The following is a 21,212-nucleotide window of genomic DNA, read 5'->3' on the forward strand; positions in this document are numbered from 1 at the left end:
CCTTTTACTGGGCCGTACAGCACTGCTGTGCGGCCCTTTTTTTGTTATAACCGGTGCGGAACACCTTCCCTTCTTCTGTAAAAATATCCCTGCACATATGCTTTCCCGGCCGCTACTGGATAATCTGTGCTATCTTAAATAAGTGAGGAGATCCCGACGGGGATGTGCACGCAGAGAGCGGTCCCGGCACTAAAACAAAAGGGAGTGGTGGAACAGGGAAGGGAAAGATGCTGCTGTCTTAATCTTCTTTAAAGAAATCGGTCAGGGAAGCCAGGTATACCCCGTCCCAGCCTTCAGCAATACCGGCATATTCTTCCTCGGGTATATTGCTATGAATTAGTTCGAAAGAAGACATACTCCTTATATAGAAAAATATTCTATTTAAAATATCATTTAAAGCTATCTTGAGTTCTTTCTTGCACTAGAATGGTTATACGATTTAAAGCTGGTTTCTCGACGATCTTTTATAGCTAACTAGCATATCGTAATATAATTAACTTTTCTGATATAAAAATGCCCCCAATAGCATTTACTTTTGGAGGCATTTTTTTTAATGTAATTTATTTAATAATGTTTGCTTCTATTTGATGAAATGTTTTAATTGAACAATTTCCTTCTCTTCTAAATACCTCCAACGGCCTCTAGGAAGATCCTTTTTAGTTAGATTAGCATATATAACACGATCAAGTTTTACTACATCATATCCTAGTGATTCAAATATACGACGTACAATCCTATTCTTTCCACTATGTATCTGTATACCTATTTCACGTTTACTTGCTCCTTGTACATAGGTAACTTCATCGGGCTTAATGAATCCGTCCTCTAATTCTAAGCCATAAGATATTTTATTTAGATCTCCTTGAGTTAAGTTTTTATTTAACTCAATTTGATAAATTTTCATTATGCTGTTTCTGGGATGAGAGAGTTTCTCTGCCAGGTTGCCATCATTAGTAAGGAGTAAAAGGCCCGTTGTATTGCGATCTAGGCGACCTACTGGATAAATTCTTTCCTTTGATGCTTTCTCCACAAGATGCATGACAGTACGTCTTTCTTGAGGATCATCCGTGGTTGTGATATAATCTTTTGGTTTATTTAATAATACATAAACCATTTTTTCTCGTTTAAGTTTCTCGCCATTATAACGAATTTCGTCCTTTGTGGTGTCCACTTTCACTCCAAGCTCTGTAACAACAATTCCGTTGACGGTAACAACACCCGCTTGAATGAGTTCATCAGCCTTACGACGAGAGCATATACCTGAATTAGCTATGTATCTATTTAAGCGTACTAAACCATTGTCTTCGCGTTCCTTAGAAAAACGTTGTGTGTTAGTTTTAAAACGATCGCCAGTCCCTTTTTTCTCGCTATCCTTCTCTTTCCAGCTCTTTGTTAATGGTCTGCCGTAGGGTTTGTCTGTATTGACACTGTCACTCCGTCTTTTTCGGTCAAATGATAGCCCCCCTTCTTGTGTCTTGTATTTATTAGGCCTGAAATCAGAGGGTTTATTTTCTTTATCGTTCCAGGTCTTCTTTGGCCTGTCAAAAGATCGTTCTCGCTCTTCGTTATTCCATCTCTTTTGACCGAATGACTTGTCGTCTTCTTTTCCTTGGTATTTGCTATTTTTAAAAGTAGGTTTTTTATTATCTCTTTCTTCCCAAACTCTTTTCGATCTATCGTATGGTTTATTTTCACCTTGATTATTTCGACTTCTTTGGCCAAAAGCTTTACCGTCTTCCTTCGTTTGATACTTGTTATCTGTAGAATCGGATATTTCATTCCCTTTATTGGTCCAACTTTTCTTCCCGAATTTATTGTAGGGTTTGTCTTGATCTACATTATTATCCCGTCTTTTATGACCGAACGCCGTGCCTTCTTTTTTGTCAAATTTTTGATTTTTTTTATCAAAACTTTTAGCCGAAAACGACTGTTTTGACTTGCCGGATTTGTCGTCTCGACTGTTCCTTTTGTTGCTAAATGGCATAATTTTTTTAGTGCGTAAATATTATGCAAAGTTACTTAAAATAATGTGTATTTAAGTATAAACGAAGTGAATTTTAACAAAAAATGAGACATATATATTACTAATAAAAATTGAATTTTACAAGTGTCTTTTTGTAAGTGTTTGGAATGTAAGGAAATAATTTCTATATTTGCAATCGCTTTTTTGCATGACCAAAACAGAAAGGTAACGAATGATAAAAAAACACCTATGCATGTGCATGGTAGTTTTGGTAACTTTGGTTTTATCAAAGATGTTTTTATACAGTACTCCAATTGAGAGGAATATTAAAAATGCCATTCCAACCAATGCACTAAGTGTTGACAATATTGCAAAGAAAAAGACAATATTTTCAACTTTAAATTTTGCCGATGAATATCTCCCAAGTGAGGATGAAAGTGTAAAGAAGAAGATTAGACGGTCATTAAAAGCGTATTCATTTGCAGGGCTTAAAACACACAAATTACATAAGAATGCTACCTCTTGGTTCCCGAAAATTGAACCGATTCTAGAGCAGTATGGTATCCCGGATGATTTTAAATATTTGCCACTTGTAGAGAGTGGGTTAATAGAAGGTACTTCACATAGAGGCGCCTCGGGGATGTGGCAATTTATGCCTTCAACAGCTCGTGCTTTTGGATTAAAGGTCAACGGATCTATCGATGAGCGTCAAGATGTGATAAAGTCGACAATAGCCGCTTGTAAATACTTGAAAGTATTGTACAAAGATTTTGGTAACTGGACTTTAGTTGCCGCGGCCTATAATGTTGGCGGTGGAAGCTTAAGAAAAACTATCCGAAATCAAAAACAGGGCGATTATTATAAACTCAAGCTTAATAAGGAAACAGGAAATTACGTTTATAAACTTATTTCGACAAAAGAAATTATTGAAAATCCTAAGCAATATGGCTACAAACTTAAAAACGTTCCAGATCGTAAACTAGCATTAAAGAATGATGATACGGAAGAACTGAGTAGAATGTAGTCATTTGGTAGCTTTGATATTACAAATAACGGGGGCCGCATAGTATGCGGCCCCCGTTATTTGTAATATAATGATTGCTTTGTTTTGACAACTAACAGCCATTATACCATAAATATATGTAATTTTGTATATCCTTATTGGATGCAAATTTTACAACCAATATAGTCATTATTTCATTTGTGTACATGAAGAGCAGTAATACACCAGATTTAGGAGAGCAAAACGAACTTGAAGTATATGGAGCTAGGGTACATAACCTTAGAAATATAGATGTTATCATTCCAAGGAATGAATTGGTTGTTATAACTGGTTTAAGTGGAAGTGGAAAATCTTCTTTAGCATTTGATACCATTTATGCTGAAGGGCAAAGGCGTTACATGGAAACATTCAGTGCTTATAGCAGGCAGTTTATGGGCGGAATGGAACGCCCAGATGTAGATAAGATCGCGGGTTTGAGTCCGGTTATTGCAATTGAACAAAAAACAACTAGTAAAAATCCACGATCAACTGTTGGTACTATTACAGAGATTTACGATTTTATGCGCTTACTTTATGCACGTGTAGGAGAGGCCTTTTCCTACGTCAATGGTAAGAGAATGGAACGAATGTCGGAGGATCAAATAATAGACCGTATCATCATGCAGTTTGTAAACCAACCTATAAATATCTTAGCTCCTTTAATTAAAGGCCGTAAAGGACATTATAGAGAACTTTTTGAGCAGGTTCGAAAACAAGGATATGTCAAAGTAAGGGTAGACGGGGAGATTTTAGATCTGACACCTAAAATGCAGGTAGACCGCTATAAGATTCACGATATTGAAGTGGTGATAGATCGTATATTGGTTTCAGATAAAGATAAGAAACGATTGCAGACTTCTGTACAGCAAGCAATGAAAGCTGCTAAAGGGATAATAAAGATTAGTGACAAGGATAACAATGAATATTTTTTTAGTCGATATTTAATGGACCCGGAAAGTGGAATATCCTATGACGAACCTCAACCAAACACATTCTCCTTTAACTCGCCTTATGGAGCCTGCGAAAAGTGCGACGGTTTAGGCTATGTGTATGAAATAGATAAGAAGTCAGTTATACCGGATCCAACGCTAAGCGTGTTAAAAGGCGGATTGGCGCCATTAGGTGAATATAAAGATAATTGGACATTTCAACAATTAAAGGCTATTGCCAAAAAATACGATTTTTCCCTATCATCACCTTTAGAAGCTCTTTCAGAAGAGCAGCTGGATATCTTACTTAATGGTGCACCCGACCTCATTACGGTTCCTGTTGCTTACAATAAGTGGAATGTGAAAGAGTATAAGATAACCTTTGATGGTTTATTTAAACTGCTAGAGGAACAATCCGAGAGAAAAGGCGATGATATGGAGCTATTCCGAGCCATGAAAACATGTCCAAGTTGTGGTGGTGCCAGATTAAAGAAAGAATCCTTACATTTTAAACTGGCGGACAGGAATATTTTTGATCTTTCTTCAATGGATATTGTAGCCCTGACTGCTTGGTTCGAAAATCTGCAGGAAAAGCTAAACGAACGTCAGAATATTATAGCTGAAGAAATTCTTAAAGAAATTAGAAATCGTTTGAGCTTTTTACTTAATGTGGGTTTAGGGTACCTTACATTAGATAGAACAGCGAAAACGCTCTCCGGTGGCGAAGCACAGCGCATTAGGCTAGCCACACAAATTGGATCACAATTAGTAAATGTATTGTATATTTTGGATGAACCCAGTATTGGCCTTCATCAACGAGATAATGAACGTTTAATTAATGCATTGAAACATTTGAGGGACATTGGCAACTCCGTCTTGGTAGTAGAACATGATAAAGACATGATTCTAGAAGCAGATTATGTAATAGACATGGGACCAGCGGCTGGGTTAAATGGCGGTACGATAGTGGCACATGGAACACCTTCTCAAATAAAAAAATCTCAAACATTGACTGCCGCCTATCTAAATGGTCAAAAGGAAATTGCTATTCCTAAAATCAGAAGAGATGGAAATGGCTTAAAGTTAAAGCTAGACAAAGCAACGGGCAACAATCTGAAAAATGTTTCTGTTGAATTTCCATTGGGCAAGCTTATTACTGTTACGGGGGTATCTGGTAGTGGGAAGTCTACCTTAATCACGGAGACATTATATCCGATATTAAATCATCATTTTTTTAGAGCAAAGAAAACACCTATGCCTTATAGAAAGATGGAAGGATTAGAGCATATTGATAAGGTTATAGAAATTGATCAAACACCTATTGGCAGAACGCCTCGATCCAACCCTTCTACTTATACGGGAGTATTTTCTGATATCAGAACGTTATACGTTCAATTACCTGAGGCTAAGATAAGAGGGTATAAGCCTGGAAGGTTTTCTTTTAATGTAAAAGGTGGTAGATGTGAAGTTTGTCAAGGAGCGGGTATGAAAGTAATTGAAATGAATTTTTTGCCCGATGTACAGGTGCCTTGCGAAGCATGTAATGGAAAACGATATAATAGAGAAACGCTGGAAGTTAGATACAAGGGAAAGTCTATCAGTGATGTACTGGATATGAGTATAGATGAGGCAGTTCCCTTTTTTGAATCAATTCCAGCCATCTACAGAAAAATTAAAACCCTGCAAGACGTTGGTTTAGGGTATATTACGTTGGGGCAGTCGTCTGTCACACTGTCGGGTGGAGAAGCGCAACGAGTTAAATTAGCGACAGAGCTTTCGAAAAAAGATACTGGAAACACCTTTTATATTTTAGATGAGCCCACTACAGGCCTTCATTTTGAAGATGTACATGTTCTTTTAGGGGTATTAAATAGACTGGTGGATAGAGGAAATACGGTGTTGGTAATAGAACATAATCTGGATGTCATTAAGGTTGCGGATTGGATTATCGACCTTGGACCTGAAGGTGGTGCAGCAGGTGGGCAGGTATTATTTAGCGGAACTCCGGAAGAGATGATAAAAACTAAGAAGGGGGAAACAGTTAGATTTTTGAAGGAAGAGTTAAGTGCATAGCTATTGTTTGTTTAATCTAAAATAGAAGAAAATGATCGTACTAGATAAATTAGGTATAGCAGATAAAATTAAAGAGAAATTGGAAACGGTTTTCGATCCGGAAATTCCTGTTAACATCTGTGAATTGGGGTTGATATATGAAATTATTACGAAAGAGGATGGTACTGCAAAAGTTATTATGACACTAACGGCCCCAGCGTGTCCTGTCGCGGGAGAGTTATTGGATGAAGTGCAACGAAAAGTAGCAGAAGTGGATGGTGTGAAAAATGCGCTAGTTGAATTAACATTTGACCCAAAATGGGATAAAAGCATGATGACCGATGAAGCGCGATTGGAATTGGGTTTTATGTAATTGTCTTTAATTATGCTTTCTCACAAAGAGATTGTTTTAAGATTGATACTCGCAGCTATTCTGGGTGCGATAGTGGGGATAGAACGCGAGCGTAAAAATTGGACAGCGGGGATGCGTACGCATATGATGGTATGTTTAGGATCTTCCTTAATGATGATGGTTTCTTCATTTGGTTTTGCGGATGTTTTAAATATGGACCACGTAACCTTAGATCCTTCTCGAATTGCAGCTCAAGTAGTAAGTGGAATAGGCTTTTTAGGTGCTGGGACAATCATATTGTTACGACAAGGTATTGTGCGTGGTTTAACTACAGCATCAGGTCTGTGGACAGTTGCGGGTGTGGGGTTGGCTTGTGGTGGTGGAATGTATTTTGCGGCGTCTATAACCACAGCTTTTGCATTGATTATTTTGTGGGCATTGCAGCCAATCGAAAAGAGATTTGTACAAAGATATACCCAGCGAACATTAAAATTGACTCTTGAAGATAAGGTAAATCCAATGTCCTTATTAGACGAATGGTTTAACATGGCAGAAATAAAATTAGCTAATTTTAGCTATCATAAAGCTTCTAATGAAACGACAGTTGAATTGAAATTTGACGGCAAAGATGCCGATAATATTATGCAAGTATTGGAGAAGATTAAAAACCACTCGGCTATTAAAGATATTTCTTGGAGTAAGTAGTAAATAAATCACGAAATAATATTCAATTAATTATTACCATCAACATCAACCTTCGAAGAATTTTTACTATTGGCCTCCAAGGCTTCCAAGGTTTTTACTGGTTGTTTATCTTTAGCATACAAGCCTCCACCGAATATTCCATGCCAAATATTTCTGGATTCTTTTGTCAGTATAGGGGCTATAATAGCTAAAATTAAAACATATACAACAACAAAAGATTGGATAATAGGATTTAATCCGCCGGCCTTACCTATATTTGCCATGATGATAGAGAATTCTCCGCGTGCTGATAATGTAAATCCTATATCAAAAGATGTTTTTTTCTTTAAACCTGCAAATCTCGAAGCAAAATAACCAGAAGCAAGATTTCCTATAATAGTTACTAATGCCGCAATAGCGCCCCACATTATTGCTCCGCTGAGTGAAAAGGGGTCAATAGAAAGACCAAAACTGAAGAAGAACATTGCTCCGAAATAATCTTTATAAGGTGAAACTATTTGCTCAATTCGTTTAATATATTGCGAATCTGCTAAGACTAAGCCGGCCATTAAAGCACCAATCGCCTCCGCAACGTGAATAGTTTCCGAAAATCCAGCCACCAGAAATAATAAGCCAAAAATGATTAATATGAAGATTTCAGAAGATTTTACACTTAATATTTTGTCGATAAAAGGAACTAGTTTTCTTCCTAAAATTAGAAATATGAGTATAAAACCTAAAGCCAGGAGAGAAGTACCTGCTACCGTCCAAAAGGAGCCTCCACCAGTTAGTACTAAACCTGACAAGAAAGAAATATGCATGGCGATAAATAAATCATCAAACATAATCATGCCCATAATTACTTCTGTTTCCGGATTAGCCGTTCTTTTTAAATCAGTTAAGACTTTTGCAACAATAGCTGTGGAAGAGCTGGTCATAATCCCGCAAAGAATCATCATTTCCGCAAAAGGCAGATTCATAAGCCACCCTATAAGTAAGCCTGAAACAAAATTTAATATGACGTAAATAGAGCCACCAGATACAATAGATTTACCTGATTTGATGAGGCGCCCGACTGAAAACTCCAAACCAAGATAGAAAAGTAGAAAGAGCACACCTAGTCTGCCCATGAAATCTATAAAGGGTTTGCTTTCAGTGAATTGTAAGTCTATTATCCCTATTTGTGGTGCATGATCCCCCAGCGCCATACCAATTAGAATAAAAAAAGGTATAACAGAAAAACGGAGTTTATTGGCTATTATCCCTACTAAAGCAACGAGTCCAACAGCAATTCCGATTTCTAAAATGAGGGTTTCTGTATGCATATATTCACATTGGTTTTAAGTTTAGCTTTACTTAAACAGTTTGATAACTCCTTAATAGTTCTTTAAGCGATTTTATATTGCTGCGTTTACCGGCAACTACCAGTGTTGTGCCAGGTGTGATGAGGTATTCAGGGCCTGGATTGATGACACTATCGTCGTCTTTAATAGCTGCAATGATAGAAGCACCTGTCTTTTGTCTTACACCTAGTTGACCGATTGTTTGCTGGTTGATAACAGTTTTGTCTTCCACTTTGTACCATTCGATAACTAAATCATTAACGGCAAGTTCCATAGTTTCCAAGGCCTTTGGCTTATAGGATAGACCGCCAATGATACCAGCTATTTGGCGCGATTCTTCGTCGTTTAAGGTCATCACACATTTCGATTCATTTTCCTCTTCATCTAAACGGTACAATTCACGGTTACCGTCATCATGGATGACCACTACCATATTGTCACCAGCACCAGTTTCAATTTGGTATTTTTTACCTATACCAGGTAAATCACTTTCCCTAACGATAGACATTTTAATCCTGATTTAATTTATAAATAGGCATTTGCCTTATATTTTTGAACTTTTTATGACGTAGAAGTATTTGCCCGATAAGTTTTTGGTGCATTAACTAACTTAATTAGTTAATGAAATACTTTTACAAATGAATTGCAAAGTTACTAAAATTATCTTAGGTTTGGGGTCACTTGTTAATAACAATTACTCAGATTGAGCGCATAAAGGTTTCTCTTAACGAGAATTAATAAGGAACCGTGTGTAAATCACGGGCTGTCGCGCAACTGTAAACATTTTCCTATCATATCCGAATGACATTGGTCCTGGCGTATATGATATACATTCTCCGCGTGTTCCAAGCAAGGACGAAATGGTCAACTTAATTGAAAAAGCCAAATCGGTACTTGATTACAAGCAATTATGGGTTAATCCAGATTGTGGTTTAAAAACGAGAGCATGGCTAGAAACAAAGGCGGCGTTGGAAGCCATGGTAGAAGCTGCCAAGGCATTAAGAGGGGTAGCAAAGCCGGTTTAAGAACTAATTTGTCTAACATTTGTTACAAGGGTGAGGTGCATTTGCACCTTGCCCTTTTTCTTTTTAACTTTCATCATGAGAAACATAATGACCGTAAGCCAAACACGGGAGGCAGATCGTTTTACAATAGCAAATGAACCCGTTTCGACTATTGATTTGATGGAAAGAGCATCACAAGCCTTTGTGCAAAAGTTTATCTCTTTATTTTCTGATCAGCGCATAAGTGTTTTGATCTGCTGTGGACCGGGGAATAACGGTGGGGATGGCTTAGCTATAAGTCGACTACTTTATGAGTACGGTTATTCCAATATAAGGGTTTGGATAGCTGACTTCAACGGAAGTAGAACTGATGATTTTAAGGTAAATTTTCAACGACTGTCGGAAATCCCGATTCATGTGAATGAATTAGCTAATACGGATAATTTCGAGGCTATTGAAGCAGCTATTGTCATCGATGCACTTTTAGGATCTGGGCTTAATAAACCGTTAGAAGGTGCTCTATTGAATCTTGTGAGACATATAAATGCTTCTGGTAAACAAGTAATATCTGTTGATATTCCTTCGGGTATGCCTGCAGACGGAAATATCATGGTAGAAACGGAATCCATCTTTGCAAGAGACGTAATTAGTTTTCAAAGGCCGAAGCTGAGCTTTTTTTTTCCTGAGTCCGCAAAATCTTTAAGGTATTTCCATACGGTTGATATTGGCTTGGACGAAACGTATATATCAGCACTTAAAACTGACTTTTTTGAAATTACCGAAGATGATATTAGGTCAGCGCTTATAAAAAGGAGCCCATTTAATCATAAAGGTACTTTTGGACATTGCCTAATATTCGCAGGAAATATTAACACCATGGGAGCTGCGTTGTTAAGTGCTGAGGCAAGTTTATATACCGGCTCCGGTTTAACATCACTTTGTATACCTCCTAGCGGTTTGAGTGCTTTAAATACAAGACTACCAGAAGCTATGGCATTAGAAAGGGAGCAATTACCTAGCATACGGAATTTAGAAAAATATGCTGCGTTAGCTGTAGGTCCGGGTTTAGGTGTAGGAGAAGATGAAAAAAAATATCTGAGATTATTACTTAATAGTAAGATTACCTCGACGGTAATAGATGCTGATGCATTGAACATACTTGCTCAAGAGGGAGAACTATTTGAGCAATTAAAACCGGGAACAATTATTACTCCACATATGAAAGAGTTTGATCGGTTGTTTGGAAGCAGTAAAAACTGGTGGGAAAGAACGGCAAAAGCAAGAGAAAATGCCGTGAAGAGGCAGATTATTATTGTTCTTAAAAATAGATATACATTTATAGCCATGCCAAATGGAAAAGTTATCATTAATCCGACAGGTAATCCTGGGATGGCAAGTGGTGGTATGGGGGACGTGTTGTGTGGAATGATAGGATCTTTATTAGCTCAAGGTTATGCAGCTGAAGAAGCAGCTATGCTTGCTTGCTTTTTACATGGCAAAGCGGGCGATTTATTGGCAGAAGAAGGGATGGCTGTGATTCCTCCTACTATGCTAATACAGAAAATCCCCAAAGTGATCGGGGATTTTACGTTATAATATTTTAAATCAGATTGTTTTCACTTATTGCATATCAAAAAGATGCTTTTCTGCGTGATATGATGACCGCACTAATGGGCCACTTTCAACATATTTAAAACCCATGTTTAAGCCTATTTGTTGATAATGCTTAAATTGTTCAGGTGTAATCCATTCAACTACAGGGTGATGGGCCTTAGTGGGCTGTAAATATTGACCGAGTGTAAGAATATGAACGCCTACATTATAAAGGTCTTGCATTGCTTCAATGACATCTGCCTCCGTCTCACCGAAGCCAAGCATGATGCCCGATTTCGTTCTAAGTCCGGCCGCCGATATTCTACGCAAACACTCCAAGCTTCTGTCATATTTAGCTTGTATACGCACTTCTTTAGTAAGCCTTCTTACCGTTTCTAAATTATGTGAAACCACTTCTGGTTTAACGGCTAATACGCGATCTAGGTTCTCCCAATTGCCTTTAAAATCAGGAATAAGGGTCTCAAGCGTTGTTTCCGGACTCTCTTTCCGAATGGCATTTATTGTTTCTGCCCATATTGTAGAACCACCATCTTTCAGATCATCTCTATCCACAGAGGTAATAACACAATGTTTTACTTGCATGAGCTTCACAGATGTAGCAACACGCATCGGCTCGTCTACTTCTACAGCTTTTGGCCTACCCGTTGCAACAGCACAAAAAGAACACGATCGCGTGCAGATATTACCAAGAATCATGAAAGTGGCAGTTCCCGCTCCCCAGCACTCACCCATATTTGGGCAATTCCCGCTCTCACAGATAGTATGAAGTTTATGTTCATCAACTAAACCCCGAACATGTTTATATTCTTTGCCAACAGGTAACTTAACACGTAACCAATCGGGTTTGCGTTGCATTTGATTAGCAGGAATAACAGGTAATTCAATCATAATACAAACTTAGATAAAATTGTGTTGATCTGCAATGCTGTAGCGCTTCCCAACGATCTTAAAAAATCGCGGATTAACGAAAATTGTGTTCCAATTTCTTAATTTAGCCGAAAAGAAGGACTTCTTTGTTTTTTAGACAGCGAATTTGAAGAGCACTTATTACACTTTTATTATAATTCATATATGACTACCATTGAAACCCACTACTTGGGCGATTTACGTACGGAGGCGAAACATATCCAGTCTCAAACAAGAATAATTACAGATGCACCTTTGGACAATCAAGGGAAGGGGGAAGCCTTTTCACCAACAGACTTATTGGCAAGCTCTCTAACGAGTTGTATGCTTACCATTATGGGGATTTCAGCTAACGCACATCATATTATTTTAGAAGGTGTTCGCGTTGACACAACGAAGATCATGCAATCTAACCCGCGTAAAATTGCAGAAATCCACGTGCAGTTCTATTTTCCAAAGGGAACAGCTTATACAGACCAAGAAAAGAGGCTGTTACAAACGGCAGCAGAAACTTGTCCAGTATATTTAAGCCTACATCCCGATATTAAAAAAGTAATTGTTTTTAACTGGTCATCCTAGTGACCACCTTGGCTACTTCGATTTCGTTATGTGATTCATGATAAACGCATGCTGATCCTTTTATTAGTAATACTTGAGGAGATTCATGTCGTATTTGCCATTTATCCGCAATCTTATTGGATATTTCCCGATGCTTAATTAAGTCTAACAGGTAAACAGGTGTATCTCGAGGAATTAAGGTTGATTCAAATTCAAACTGCTTTTTTGCCATGCTACTTACAGGACAACGAGTGCTGTGTTTAAATATTACGGTATAATCAATCGAATTGGAAATAGATTCCAAGTCTTCAAGGGTTTTAAGTTCTAACCACTTCATTCTAAAACTACGGTTTAATAAATTTATCTTCTTCTACATTAATAAGTGCTGAAACTATGGGGTAGTTTATTGTTGTCCCTGTTTTCTGATCCACTAAAGCAGTTGCGAGCATAAGGCCACCTCCGACATCCTTGAAGCCTGATGTTAAAAAATTATACAGGATGTTCCCATCATCAGATAATGCTTGCCACTGATAAACGCGACCTGTATTCGTATCTATAAACAGTTTTGAGGAATACTCCCCATATTTTTTGTTCCTTAATTGAATTTCTACCACATAATAGCGTGCATTTCCTATAAGTTCTTGGTCTCTTAAAACCAATTGCGATGGATCAGCAAGATTTTTTGATGGAAATAGCCAGAAGGAATCACTATAAAAAGAGTTAATAATGGGTTCTAATAATGTCTTTGCAGAGTCTCGGTCTGTAATAGCTTTGTTATTTACAAATATTTTTCCTTCTCTGCTCTCCGTGTTAAAAAGTGCTAGCACCTTTCCTTGCAAACCGTTTGTTCCTTCAAATCTGCAATTACCATTGACTCTATCCCAAATATAGGAATGTTCTCCTGGAATTATTTGATGTATGCCTGTCTTACAACTAAACATAAAGTAACGAGCTTCATCCCAGCTTTGTTTTCCGCCTATACCTTGCCAAATTAAGCTCACCACCTCAGCTTTATCTTGAGAGAACACTGGATTAGTAAAAAGAGTGGAAAATAAAAAGAAGAGTAAATAACTAGATTTTTTTATATTTTGGATAAACATTTTTCTTGTTATTAAATACGCTTAATTCTTCATATTGTATATCGCGTTATGATTAATGTAGCGACATGATTGAATGTTAAGTTTTAACGCGCTACAGGAAAACAACTAATACAATTAATTGTTTTTTATGTCAGTCTTTAAAATTTCGGATTTAGCTATCGGAGCCTCTTAGCTTTTGGATAAGAGTTGTACGCAGGGCAGGTTTTCCGTGAGCAACTTTGAAGCAGAAATAAACTTATAATTGCTGCTATAAAATATATTGACAAATTTTTCATTAGCGTATAATTTGTTTTTAAGGACTGTGCCTTATTAACTTCATTCGTCTGTCTTACGCGGTCCTAAGAAAACATAAGGCAAAGTAAACATACCCTAAAAAACAGTAAATACCAAATTATATAATAACTAAACCTAGCTAAGCCTTTATACTATTGCTGATATGTGCCATTTGAATAGCCGTTACCGCGGCCTCTTCCCCCTTGTTGCCATGTTTGCCTCCAGCTCTTTCCAATGCTTGTTCAAGTGTATTGGTAGTCAATACACCAAAAATTACGGGCTTATTATATTTTAACGACACATTCGTTACTCCATTGGCTACTGCATCGCAGATGAATGTGAAGTGTGGTGTATCGCCTTGGATAACACAGCCTATGCAGATAACAGCATCTATCTGTTTATTCCGTAAAACAATGTCTGCCCCAGAACTCAACTCATAACTTCCGGGAACTTGAACTACTTGGATATTCTCTTCTAAAGCTCCTTGTTTTAGAAGATAGTTATAGGCACCTTCAAGAAGGGGGGCTGTCACCTGGGCATTCCATTGAGCTACAACAATTGTAATATGTAAGTCAACAGCGGAGCCAACTGTGATATGGGAAAAATCAGAAAGATTTTTAAGATTAGTAGCCATATTTTAAGAGCGATTAGCGTGCGTCTGTGCGCGCAATATATCCATCAATAATAGAGGCCTCATAGCTTTGAGGATAGTCTTTTTTGATTTTTTGATAATTTTCATTCGCTGATTTGTAATCATTCTGTGCTTCATAAACGAGCCCTAATTTTTTTAGAAATAGAGGGGCAGTAAATGAATTGTCACTTTTGCTGGCAGCTTTCTTATATTGATCTGCTGCTTTTTTGTAGTCTTTTAATTCAGAATAAGCATCTCCTAACAATCCGATCACTAAAGGGTCTATAACCGGACTTCCAGTGTCACTGTATTTAGATAATGCATCAACTGCTTCTTGAAATTTGCCTTGACGTAAATAAAGTCCTCCTAAATAAGCATTTGCTATATTAGCTGATTTGGTATTGGAGTATTCCTGCGCTATTTCTTTGAACCCAGGATAAGATCCATCTCCATCAACTGCACGTTTTTGAAGAGAATCAATCATAATATATTCTTCTGCCTTAAACATTTCATTTGAGGCTCTTTCTGCTCTTGGGGCGAGATAGAAGCGTTGGTATCCAACGTATAATAAAATTAAAACTACGATACCTATTGCAATAAATGCAAGGCTTTTTTGATTGTCGCGGATGAAACTACCTGTTCCGCTGCTTTTAGTGTTATTAACGCTCACGTTACCTTTTGGTTAATTTGAATTTTCCAGTTTTTATTTAAGATTGCAAAAATACAGTTTTAATGTTTACATACAAGAGAGAAAGGTAAAAGATTTATGTAATAGTTATAAGTTGATTTTAGTTATTTAGTTGTGAATTGCGAGTTGTCAGTTGTGAGTCTGCCGACAGCGTGATGAATCATCCTGCTCAATATGACAGGCTGTCAGAACATCTTTGCTCTTGCAGTTGTCGCTGCAACCACTTAACTACTTCACCATTTAACTACTTAACTATAGATGTCAATCTATATCTCTTCGAATAGCGGAAAGCTTTCTTTACCTTTGTGATCTATGTGGGTTAAAGAATTGACAGTTATAAATTTCAAAAATTATGATGAAGCATCCATCTCTTTTGATTCGGGTGTTAACGCATTTACGGGCGATAATGGTGCTGGAAAAACAAATATATTAGATGCCTTGCATTACCTGTCATTATGTAAGAGCTATTTTAACCCTGTTGATTCCCAGCAAATAAAGCACGGCGCTGAATTTTTTATGGTGCAAGGTGTTTTTGAAAAAAATAATCAGGATGATCTTCTTGCCTGTGGCTTAAAACGAAATCAAAAAAAACAATTCAAGAAGAATAAGAAAGATTATCAGCGATTAGCAGATCATATTGGTGCTTATCCTTTAGTTATGATTTCTCCAAATGACTCCGTAATTGTGACAGATGGAAGTGAAGAAAGGCGCCGATTTGTTGATAACGTCATTTCACAAACAGACAATCATTATCTTGATGATCTTATTTCATATAATAAATGTCTGCAAAGTAGAAATAGCCTACTAAAGCAATATGGGCATAGTAGTAAATTGGATGATGATCTTTTGAATATATATAATGAACAACTTGTAACGATCGGGGAAAAAATATTTGAAAAACGGAAAGTTTTCATGAAGAAATTTGTTGAAATATTTAATCAACATTATCAGTATTTAACCGATGATAAGGAATTTGTGACCTTAACTTATGAGTCCCAATTATTAAATAACAGTTTTATTCAACTTTTGAAAGACTCCCTAGCAAAGGACAAGATACTTGAAAGAACAACTGTAGGTATACATAAAGATGATCTGCTTTTTTCTATCCATGACATGCCTTTAAAAAAATTTGGTTCGCAGGGGCAGCAAAAATCCTTTTTAATCGCATTGAAATTAGCGCAATATAGTTTCCTGTCTTTAGAAAAAGGGTTTAAACCTTTGCTTTTATTAGATGATATTTTTGATAAATTAGATGATAAGCGAACTACTAAGTTAATGCAGATGGTTTCCAGAGAGGATTTTGGCCAAATTTTTATTACCGACACTAATTTGCAGCGTGTTGAAAACACTTTTAAAAGTATTCAGATAGATGTACGTATCTTTGAAGTTTCAAACGGAGAAATAATATCACCACTGATGTATCATGGGCAGGACAAATGATAAAACATTAAAGGAAGCCATTAATCAATATTTGGATGCTTTAAAGTTACGACGTAAATTTGATGAAACGGCATTGTTAGCCGCCTGGCCAGAATTAATGGGGCAGGCAATTTCCAATCGAACGAAGCAACTATTTATAAGGGATAAAAAATTATTTGTTCGTGTTGAATCGGCCGTTATTAAAAATGAACTATTACTAATGAGAACACAGATTATTGGGAAAATGAATGAATTTGTAGGTCGCGTTGTAATAGAAGATATTGTAATATTATAAATGCTATAGTCCTAACGTCAATACAAGCTGCTGTAAATCTAAATCAATAACATTGACGTGGTGATGTGCCTTTGCATAAAACGGGTGTCTATACATCATTTTATCGTTTATGAAAGTCAATATTTCATCTTCATTTAAGTGCTGTATCAATGGTCTTTTACTTTTTTTGCTATTTGCCAATCTCTTAGCCAATGCTTTTGGCGGTATTTGCAGGTAGATGGTAATGCCATTTTGATTCATCCATTCCATGTTGTCAAAAAAACATGGAGCTCCTCCCCCCGTTGCAATTACAGCAGGAGCTATTTTGTGCAAATTCTGGAGAATCTCTTTTTCCTTCTGTCGGAAATTTTCTTCACCGTGCGTACCAAAATATTCCGAGATTGAAATACCTTCTTGCGTTACAAATAGATCATCTAAGTCAATAAAATTACTGTTAAGCAAATCAGCTAATTTCTTTCCATTGGTAGTTTTCCCTACACCCATAAATCCTATCAAAAAAATATGTCTAGTTAACATGTTTGTCTTACTTTATGGATAGTTTTAGTCTAATTGGTTGAAATAATCGCGGGCAAGCACTTCAAATTTAGGGAAGGTGTGGTAGTGCCATTTATTTATAACAGTTCCGTTTTTTAACAGCAAAATACCTGGGTTTGCCCTTACCATGCTTTTTAGAGGAACAGCATCTGTGTAAAATACTTCTGCGTATAAAGTCATTTGGTTATTTATTTCTTCAACAGTTTGTGCTGCACTTGCTGTAAGCAATACCACACGAATATTATATTCTTCCGTTGCCTGCTTCGCGATATTATTTAACTTCTCTAAAGCAGTTATATTTGTGCTGTTCAGGTCGTAAGCTACAAAGATCAAATTGAAATAAGGATTTTCTATTATTTCTTTTGTCTGTTCAACTCCTTGTGCATCAGTTATATGTAGGTCTTTGATAGGGGCGTTGTAGCCTGCCTTAACAAGCCTGCTTTCAGGATCTCCTACAATTTCCATCTGCTCATCTTTCCACAGTTCCTTTGCTAGATACTCTTTATCTGTTACTTTTTCTGATTTCCCGGTCTTTTTATTTTTTAATGTGTAAGTAATCTCATATTCGTCTAAAGGAGCCCCTTTTGGAACATGCATCAAAGAGGGGAGGTTATTACCTATTTTATATGGAAGAAAATCAACGAAAGGAGAGAAGTTATAGGTATAGATACCAATTCCCAAACTTAGCACGATAGTAGCAGCAAGGGTTAGTATTTGGTTAATCTCATTAGTGAAAAGCGGATATATGTCCTTTCTGTAAAAGAATATAACGCCGATTAAAAGAAGTAAGAAAACATCTTTACTGAAGGATTGCCAGGGTGTAAGCGGAATGGCGTCACCGAAACAACCACAAGAAGTAACAACGTTGAAAAAAGCAGAATAAAAAGTTAAAAAGGTGAAAAATACAATAAGTATCAGAAGCCCCGCTGCCACCTTCCTGCCATATAGACCGAGTAATAGAAGGATTCCGAGTACTATCTCCAAGCTACATAATATTACAGCGATTGCAACAGCATAGTTATGGAGGAAAGGTAGATGAAATACATCAAAATACTCCTGTAGCTTATACCCAAAGCCCATCGGGTCATTAGCTTTTATAAGGCCAGAAAAAATAAAAAGAATACCCACAAAAATGCGAGCGATATGCAACAAATAATTCCTCTTATCAGATTTTAACTTGTCTATTTGCATAATTAACTGTTTTCAGCTTCTTCACTAATAGGGTAGGTCAATTTAATGAGCGCGAATACTGCATAGTTTAGCATATCTTGATAATTTGCCTTTACTCCTTCAGATGCCAACGTTTTGCCGCTATTATCTTCTATCTGTTTTACTCTAAAAATTTTCATCAATATGAGATCCGTTAAAGAATTTATACGCAAATCTCTCCATGCCTCTCCATAGTCATGATTTTTTGAAAGCATCAGCTCTTTTGTTTCTTTAACATATTGGTCATATAAAGCCTTTACGGTATTAATCGGTAAGTTTTCACTGGCATCTGCGGGTAGCTCAAGTTGAATCATTGCAATGATACAGTAGTTGATGATTCCAATATATTCGGAAGGGATATCATCTGCTACTAGCGAAATTTTATTTTCCTCAATTGTTCTTATACGTTGGGCTTTAATGAAAATTTGATCAGTGATAGATGGTAAACGCATAATGCGCCATGCTGTGCCATAATCAGCTGCCTTTTTTAAAAATAGATTTTGACATTGCGTAATAATTGTATCGTATTCTTCAGCGGTATTTATCATATTTTCTCCATTTGTCTTCATAGTTATGGGCAAGAGCTAGTGCAAACCTAATATAAAATTTTCCTATTTCGAATTATTTATACAGTTGAAAGTTAAAAAACATGGTATTTATGTAAATTGCATGATAAAGGCATTTTTTCTAAGTTTGTGAGGAAAATAACATTGATTTTAAGCTCTCATCCCTAAGGGGGTATAATTTTGACTATGTTGCAAAATATAAAAGGTGACCTGTTGGGTTTTGATATGCCTAAGATAATGGGTATTTTGAATGTCACTCCCGACTCTTTCTACGATGGAGGAAAGTATTCGGAGATAAAAGGAGCGCTTAAGCAGGTGGGCACAATGATGGAAGAAGGTGCAGATATCATTGATATAGGTGGGTATTCATCTAGGCCTGGGGCGGCAGAAGTGAGTGCTCAAGAAGAATTAGATCGGCTTTTGCCGCTGATAGAACAAATAGCTGGCAATTTTCCTGAAGCTGTCATTTCAGTAGACACATTCAGGGCTCGGGTGGCGGAGGAAGCCATTCGATCTGGAGCGCATATAATTAATGACATTGGAGGTGGTAATCTCGATGAGCAAATGTTTGCCACGGTGGCGAAATTAAAAGTCCCGTACATCTTGATGCATAGTCGTGGAACACCAAAAACGATGCAGCGGCAAACGGATTACAGGGATTTGATTAAAGAAATTTTAGTTGATTTAATAGAAAAGGTTACGCTTTTAAGAGCATTAGATGTAAAAGACATTATTATTGATCCGGGATTTGGCTTTGCTAAAACGTTGGATCAAAATTATGAATTATTAAATAGAATTGAAGAATTGAAAATTTTGGGCTTACCTATTTTGGGAGCGCTTTCCAGGAAATCAATGATTTATAAATTCTTAGGAAATTCGCCTATGGAGGCACTTAATGGTACAACTGTTTTAAATACACTACTGCTAACGAAAGGCGTAAATATTATACGTGTACACGATGTGAAAGCAGCCAATGAAGTGAGGAAATTAGTGCAAAAAACAACAATGATTGAATTTAGTAATATATGAAAATTTATTTGCTTAGTTTGTTCTTATTATATCTAGCGTCACCTTTAAAAGCACAGGATTTTACATTAGTGAAATTGCAGACAGAAGGAGAAGTGAGCTTCAGGGGAATGTCTCTACTAAACGATTCTGTCGCCTGGATTTCCGGAAACCATGGCAATATCGCTGTAACATCAGATGGGGGAGAAAATTGGAAATTAATTAAAGTGAAAGGTTATGAGACATTTGACTTTCGATCTATTGCTGCGTTTTCAGAGAAAAGGGCAATTATTGTAAACGCTGGAAGTCCGGCTGTTGTTCTTCTCACCGTGGATGGCGGTGAATCTTGGCAGAAAGTACATAGTTATGATATAAAAGAAATTTTTTACGATGGAATAAGTTTTTGGGATGATAAGAACGGAATTATATTTGGAGATCCAATAGGAGGTAAACTCCAATTACTTGTTACCGAAGATGGAGGTGAAAACTGGCACGACTTAAGTGACCAAGCAAATGTTCAGCTGAAAGGTGGGGAGGCGGGTTTTGCGGCAAGTGGCACCAGTATACGAACAGAAGGAGATGGGCTTGTATGGATTGGGACCGGCGGAACACAGGCGCGTCTTTTATTTTCCTATAACTATGGACAGACCTGGAATGGCTACAAGGTTCCTATTGAACAGGGGGAAGCATCTCAGGGAGTTTTTTCTATTGCTATTAATTCCGAAAAGCAATTGATAGCAGTTGGAGGGGATTATAAAAATTTTAAAAACAATAATAATGTAATCCATCTTTCCGGAAATGGAACAAATTGGACAGTGCCTAAAACACGACTTTCAGGGTTTAAATCATGTGTTGAATATATTACCAACAATACAGTGATAGCTACGGGAACGTCGGGCACCGACATTTCGCTTGATGGCGGGCAAACTTGGAAAGCGCTCGCAGAAAAGGGCTTTAATGTTGTAAGGGCTTCAGAAACAGGTAAACTGGTGCTCTTTGCAGGTGAAAAAGGGGAAATCTACAGGTTGCTTAAAAAGTAAGTAAA

21 protein-coding genes and 1 pseudogene are annotated in these 21,212 nt (G+C 37.0%); 11 read left to right on the top strand and 11 right to left on the bottom strand.

The window, feature by feature from the left end; translation table 11 throughout:
* Positions 1 to 580 precede the first annotated feature (580 nt).
* A complete protein-coding gene (locus BMY50_RS23465) occupies positions 581 to 1,984 on the bottom strand; it encodes a pseudouridine synthase (protein ID WP_093330017.1) in 1,404 nt (467 codons plus the stop codon).
* Between the two features lie 232 nt (positions 1,985 to 2,216).
* Here BMY50_RS23465 and BMY50_RS23470 point away from each other — a divergent pair, with 232 nt between their 5' ends.
* From BMY50_RS23470 to BMY50_RS23485, 4 genes are all read left to right on the top strand, one after another.
* Positions 2,217 to 2,987, top strand: coding sequence for a lytic transglycosylase domain-containing protein (locus BMY50_RS23470; RefSeq protein WP_238383867.1), 771 nt, complete (start codon positions 2,217 to 2,219; stop codon positions 2,985 to 2,987).
* 185 nt (positions 2,988 to 3,172) lie between these two features.
* On the top strand, positions 3,173 to 6,007 hold the full coding sequence (uvrA, locus tag BMY50_RS23475) for an excinuclease ABC subunit UvrA (protein WP_093330026.1): 2,835 nt from the start codon (positions 3,173 to 3,175) through the stop codon (positions 6,005 to 6,007).
* A gap of 31 nt (positions 6,008 to 6,038) precedes the next feature.
* A complete protein-coding gene (locus BMY50_RS23480) occupies positions 6,039 to 6,359 on the top strand; it encodes an iron-sulfur cluster assembly protein (protein ID WP_093330030.1) in 321 nt (106 codons plus the stop codon).
* 12 nt (positions 6,360 to 6,371) lie between these two features.
* A complete protein-coding gene (locus BMY50_RS23485; protein ID WP_093330033.1) occupies positions 6,372 to 7,043 on the top strand; it encodes an MgtC/SapB family protein in 672 nt (223 codons plus the stop codon).
* A 26-nt stretch (positions 7,044 to 7,069) separates the two neighbouring features.
* On the opposite strand, the gene BMY50_RS23490 is transcribed toward BMY50_RS23485, so the two are convergent.
* Both BMY50_RS23490 and BMY50_RS23495 read right to left on the bottom strand, forming a co-directional pair.
* Entirely contained in the window at positions 7,070 to 8,347 is a 1,278-nt protein-coding gene (locus BMY50_RS23490) for a cation:proton antiporter (protein WP_093330038.1), read from the bottom strand.
* A 31-nt stretch (positions 8,348 to 8,378) separates the two neighbouring features.
* Positions 8,379 to 8,873: a cation:proton antiporter regulatory subunit gene (locus BMY50_RS23495; protein WP_093330048.1), complete on the bottom strand. Its 495-nt coding sequence runs from the start codon at positions 8,871 to 8,873 to the stop codon at positions 8,379 to 8,381.
* A gap of 286 nt (positions 8,874 to 9,159) precedes the next feature.
* Between BMY50_RS23495 and BMY50_RS23500 the strand changes: the two are divergent.
* Positions 9,160 to 9,390, top strand: a pseudogene (locus BMY50_RS23500) (hypothetical protein); the annotation flags it as partial.
* A gap of 75 nt (positions 9,391 to 9,465) precedes the next feature.
* Complete coding sequence (locus tag BMY50_RS23505) at positions 9,466 to 10,965, top strand: NAD(P)H-hydrate dehydratase (protein ID WP_093330054.1); 1,500 nt, start codon at positions 9,466 to 9,468, stop codon at positions 10,963 to 10,965.
* 24 nt (positions 10,966 to 10,989) lie between these two features.
* On the opposite strand, the gene lipA is transcribed toward BMY50_RS23505, so the two are convergent.
* Complete coding sequence (lipA, locus tag BMY50_RS23510; protein WP_093330058.1) at positions 10,990 to 11,871, bottom strand: lipoyl synthase; 882 nt, start codon at positions 11,869 to 11,871, stop codon at positions 10,990 to 10,992.
* Positions 11,872 to 12,054: 183 nt separating this feature from the next.
* Between lipA and BMY50_RS23515 the strand changes: the two genes are divergently transcribed.
* Entirely contained in the window at positions 12,055 to 12,468 is a 414-nt protein-coding gene (locus BMY50_RS23515) for an OsmC family protein (RefSeq protein ID WP_093330062.1), read from the top strand.
* On the opposite strand, the gene ytxJ is transcribed toward BMY50_RS23515, so the two are convergent.
* The 4 genes from ytxJ to BMY50_RS23535 all read right to left on the bottom strand — a co-directional run bounded on the left by ytxJ (position 12,452) and on the right by BMY50_RS23535 (position 15,121).
* The gene (gene ytxJ, locus BMY50_RS23520; RefSeq protein WP_093330066.1) at positions 12,452 to 12,784 is read right to left on the bottom strand and encodes a bacillithiol system redox-active protein YtxJ; all 333 of its coding nucleotides are present in this window, start codon (positions 12,782 to 12,784) and stop codon (positions 12,452 to 12,454) included. The genes BMY50_RS23515 and ytxJ overlap by 17 nt on opposite strands.
* Positions 12,785 to 12,791: 7 nt before the next feature.
* Positions 12,792 to 13,547, bottom strand: a complete 756-nt coding sequence (locus BMY50_RS23525) for a hypothetical protein (RefSeq protein WP_093330071.1) — start codon at positions 13,545 to 13,547, stop codon at positions 12,792 to 12,794.
* Positions 13,548 to 13,959: 412 nt separating this feature from the next.
* Complete coding sequence (gene ribH / locus BMY50_RS23530) at positions 13,960 to 14,454, bottom strand: 6,7-dimethyl-8-ribityllumazine synthase (RefSeq protein ID WP_093330076.1); 495 nt, start codon at positions 14,452 to 14,454, stop codon at positions 13,960 to 13,962.
* Positions 14,455 to 14,467: 13 nt separating this feature from the next.
* Entirely contained in the window at positions 14,468 to 15,121 is a 654-nt protein-coding gene (locus BMY50_RS23535) for a tetratricopeptide repeat protein (RefSeq protein WP_093330079.1), read from the bottom strand.
* A 330-nt stretch (positions 15,122 to 15,451) separates the two neighbouring features.
* On the opposite strand from BMY50_RS23535, the gene recF reads away from it, so the two are divergent.
* Positions 15,452 to 16,579 (top strand): DNA replication/repair protein RecF, encoded by a 1,128-nt coding sequence (gene recF / locus BMY50_RS23540; RefSeq protein WP_093330084.1) that lies wholly within the window; start codon positions 15,452 to 15,454, stop codon positions 16,577 to 16,579.
* Positions 16,563 to 16,853 carry a DUF721 domain-containing protein gene (locus tag BMY50_RS23545; protein ID WP_093330087.1) on the top strand — a complete coding sequence of 97 codons (291 nt, stop codon included), beginning with the start codon at positions 16,563 to 16,565 and terminating at the stop codon, positions 16,851 to 16,853. Before recF ends, BMY50_RS23545 begins: the two co-directional genes overlap by 17 nt.
* Before the next feature lie 3 nt (positions 16,854 to 16,856).
* Here BMY50_RS23545 and BMY50_RS23550 read toward each other — a convergent pair whose 3' ends face one another.
* Genes BMY50_RS23550 through BMY50_RS23560 form a run of 3 tightly spaced genes read right to left on the bottom strand, consistent with a single transcriptional unit; the run spans position 16,857 to position 19,165 of the window.
* The gene (locus tag BMY50_RS23550; protein ID WP_093330091.1) at positions 16,857 to 17,369 is read right to left on the bottom strand and encodes a shikimate kinase; all 513 of its coding nucleotides are present in this window, start codon (positions 17,367 to 17,369) and stop codon (positions 16,857 to 16,859) included.
* Between the two features lie 24 nt (positions 17,370 to 17,393).
* Complete coding sequence (locus BMY50_RS23555) at positions 17,394 to 18,578, bottom strand: BT_3928 family protein (protein ID WP_093330094.1); 1,185 nt, start codon at positions 18,576 to 18,578, stop codon at positions 17,394 to 17,396.
* Positions 18,579 to 18,580: 2 nt separating this feature from the next.
* On the bottom strand, positions 18,581 to 19,165 hold the full coding sequence (locus BMY50_RS23560; RefSeq protein WP_238383868.1) for a DUF1599 domain-containing protein: 585 nt from the start codon (positions 19,163 to 19,165) through the stop codon (positions 18,581 to 18,583).
* A gap of 183 nt (positions 19,166 to 19,348) precedes the next feature.
* On the opposite strand from BMY50_RS23560, the gene folP reads away from it, so the two are divergent.
* Both folP and BMY50_RS23570 read left to right on the top strand, forming a co-directional pair.
* Positions 19,349 to 20,191, top strand: a complete 843-nt coding sequence (folP, locus tag BMY50_RS23565; RefSeq protein WP_093330097.1) for a dihydropteroate synthase — start codon at positions 19,349 to 19,351, stop codon at positions 20,189 to 20,191.
* Positions 20,188 to 21,207 (top strand): WD40/YVTN/BNR-like repeat-containing protein, encoded by a 1,020-nt coding sequence (locus BMY50_RS23570; RefSeq protein WP_093330100.1) that lies wholly within the window; start codon positions 20,188 to 20,190, stop codon positions 21,205 to 21,207. Before folP ends, BMY50_RS23570 begins: the two co-directional genes overlap by 4 nt.
* The last annotated feature ends 5 nt before the right edge of the window (positions 21,208 to 21,212 follow it).

Source organism: Olivibacter domesticus, assembly GCF_900109575.1.
Lineage (GTDB): Bacteria > Bacteroidota > Bacteroidia > Sphingobacteriales > Sphingobacteriaceae > Olivibacter > Olivibacter domesticus.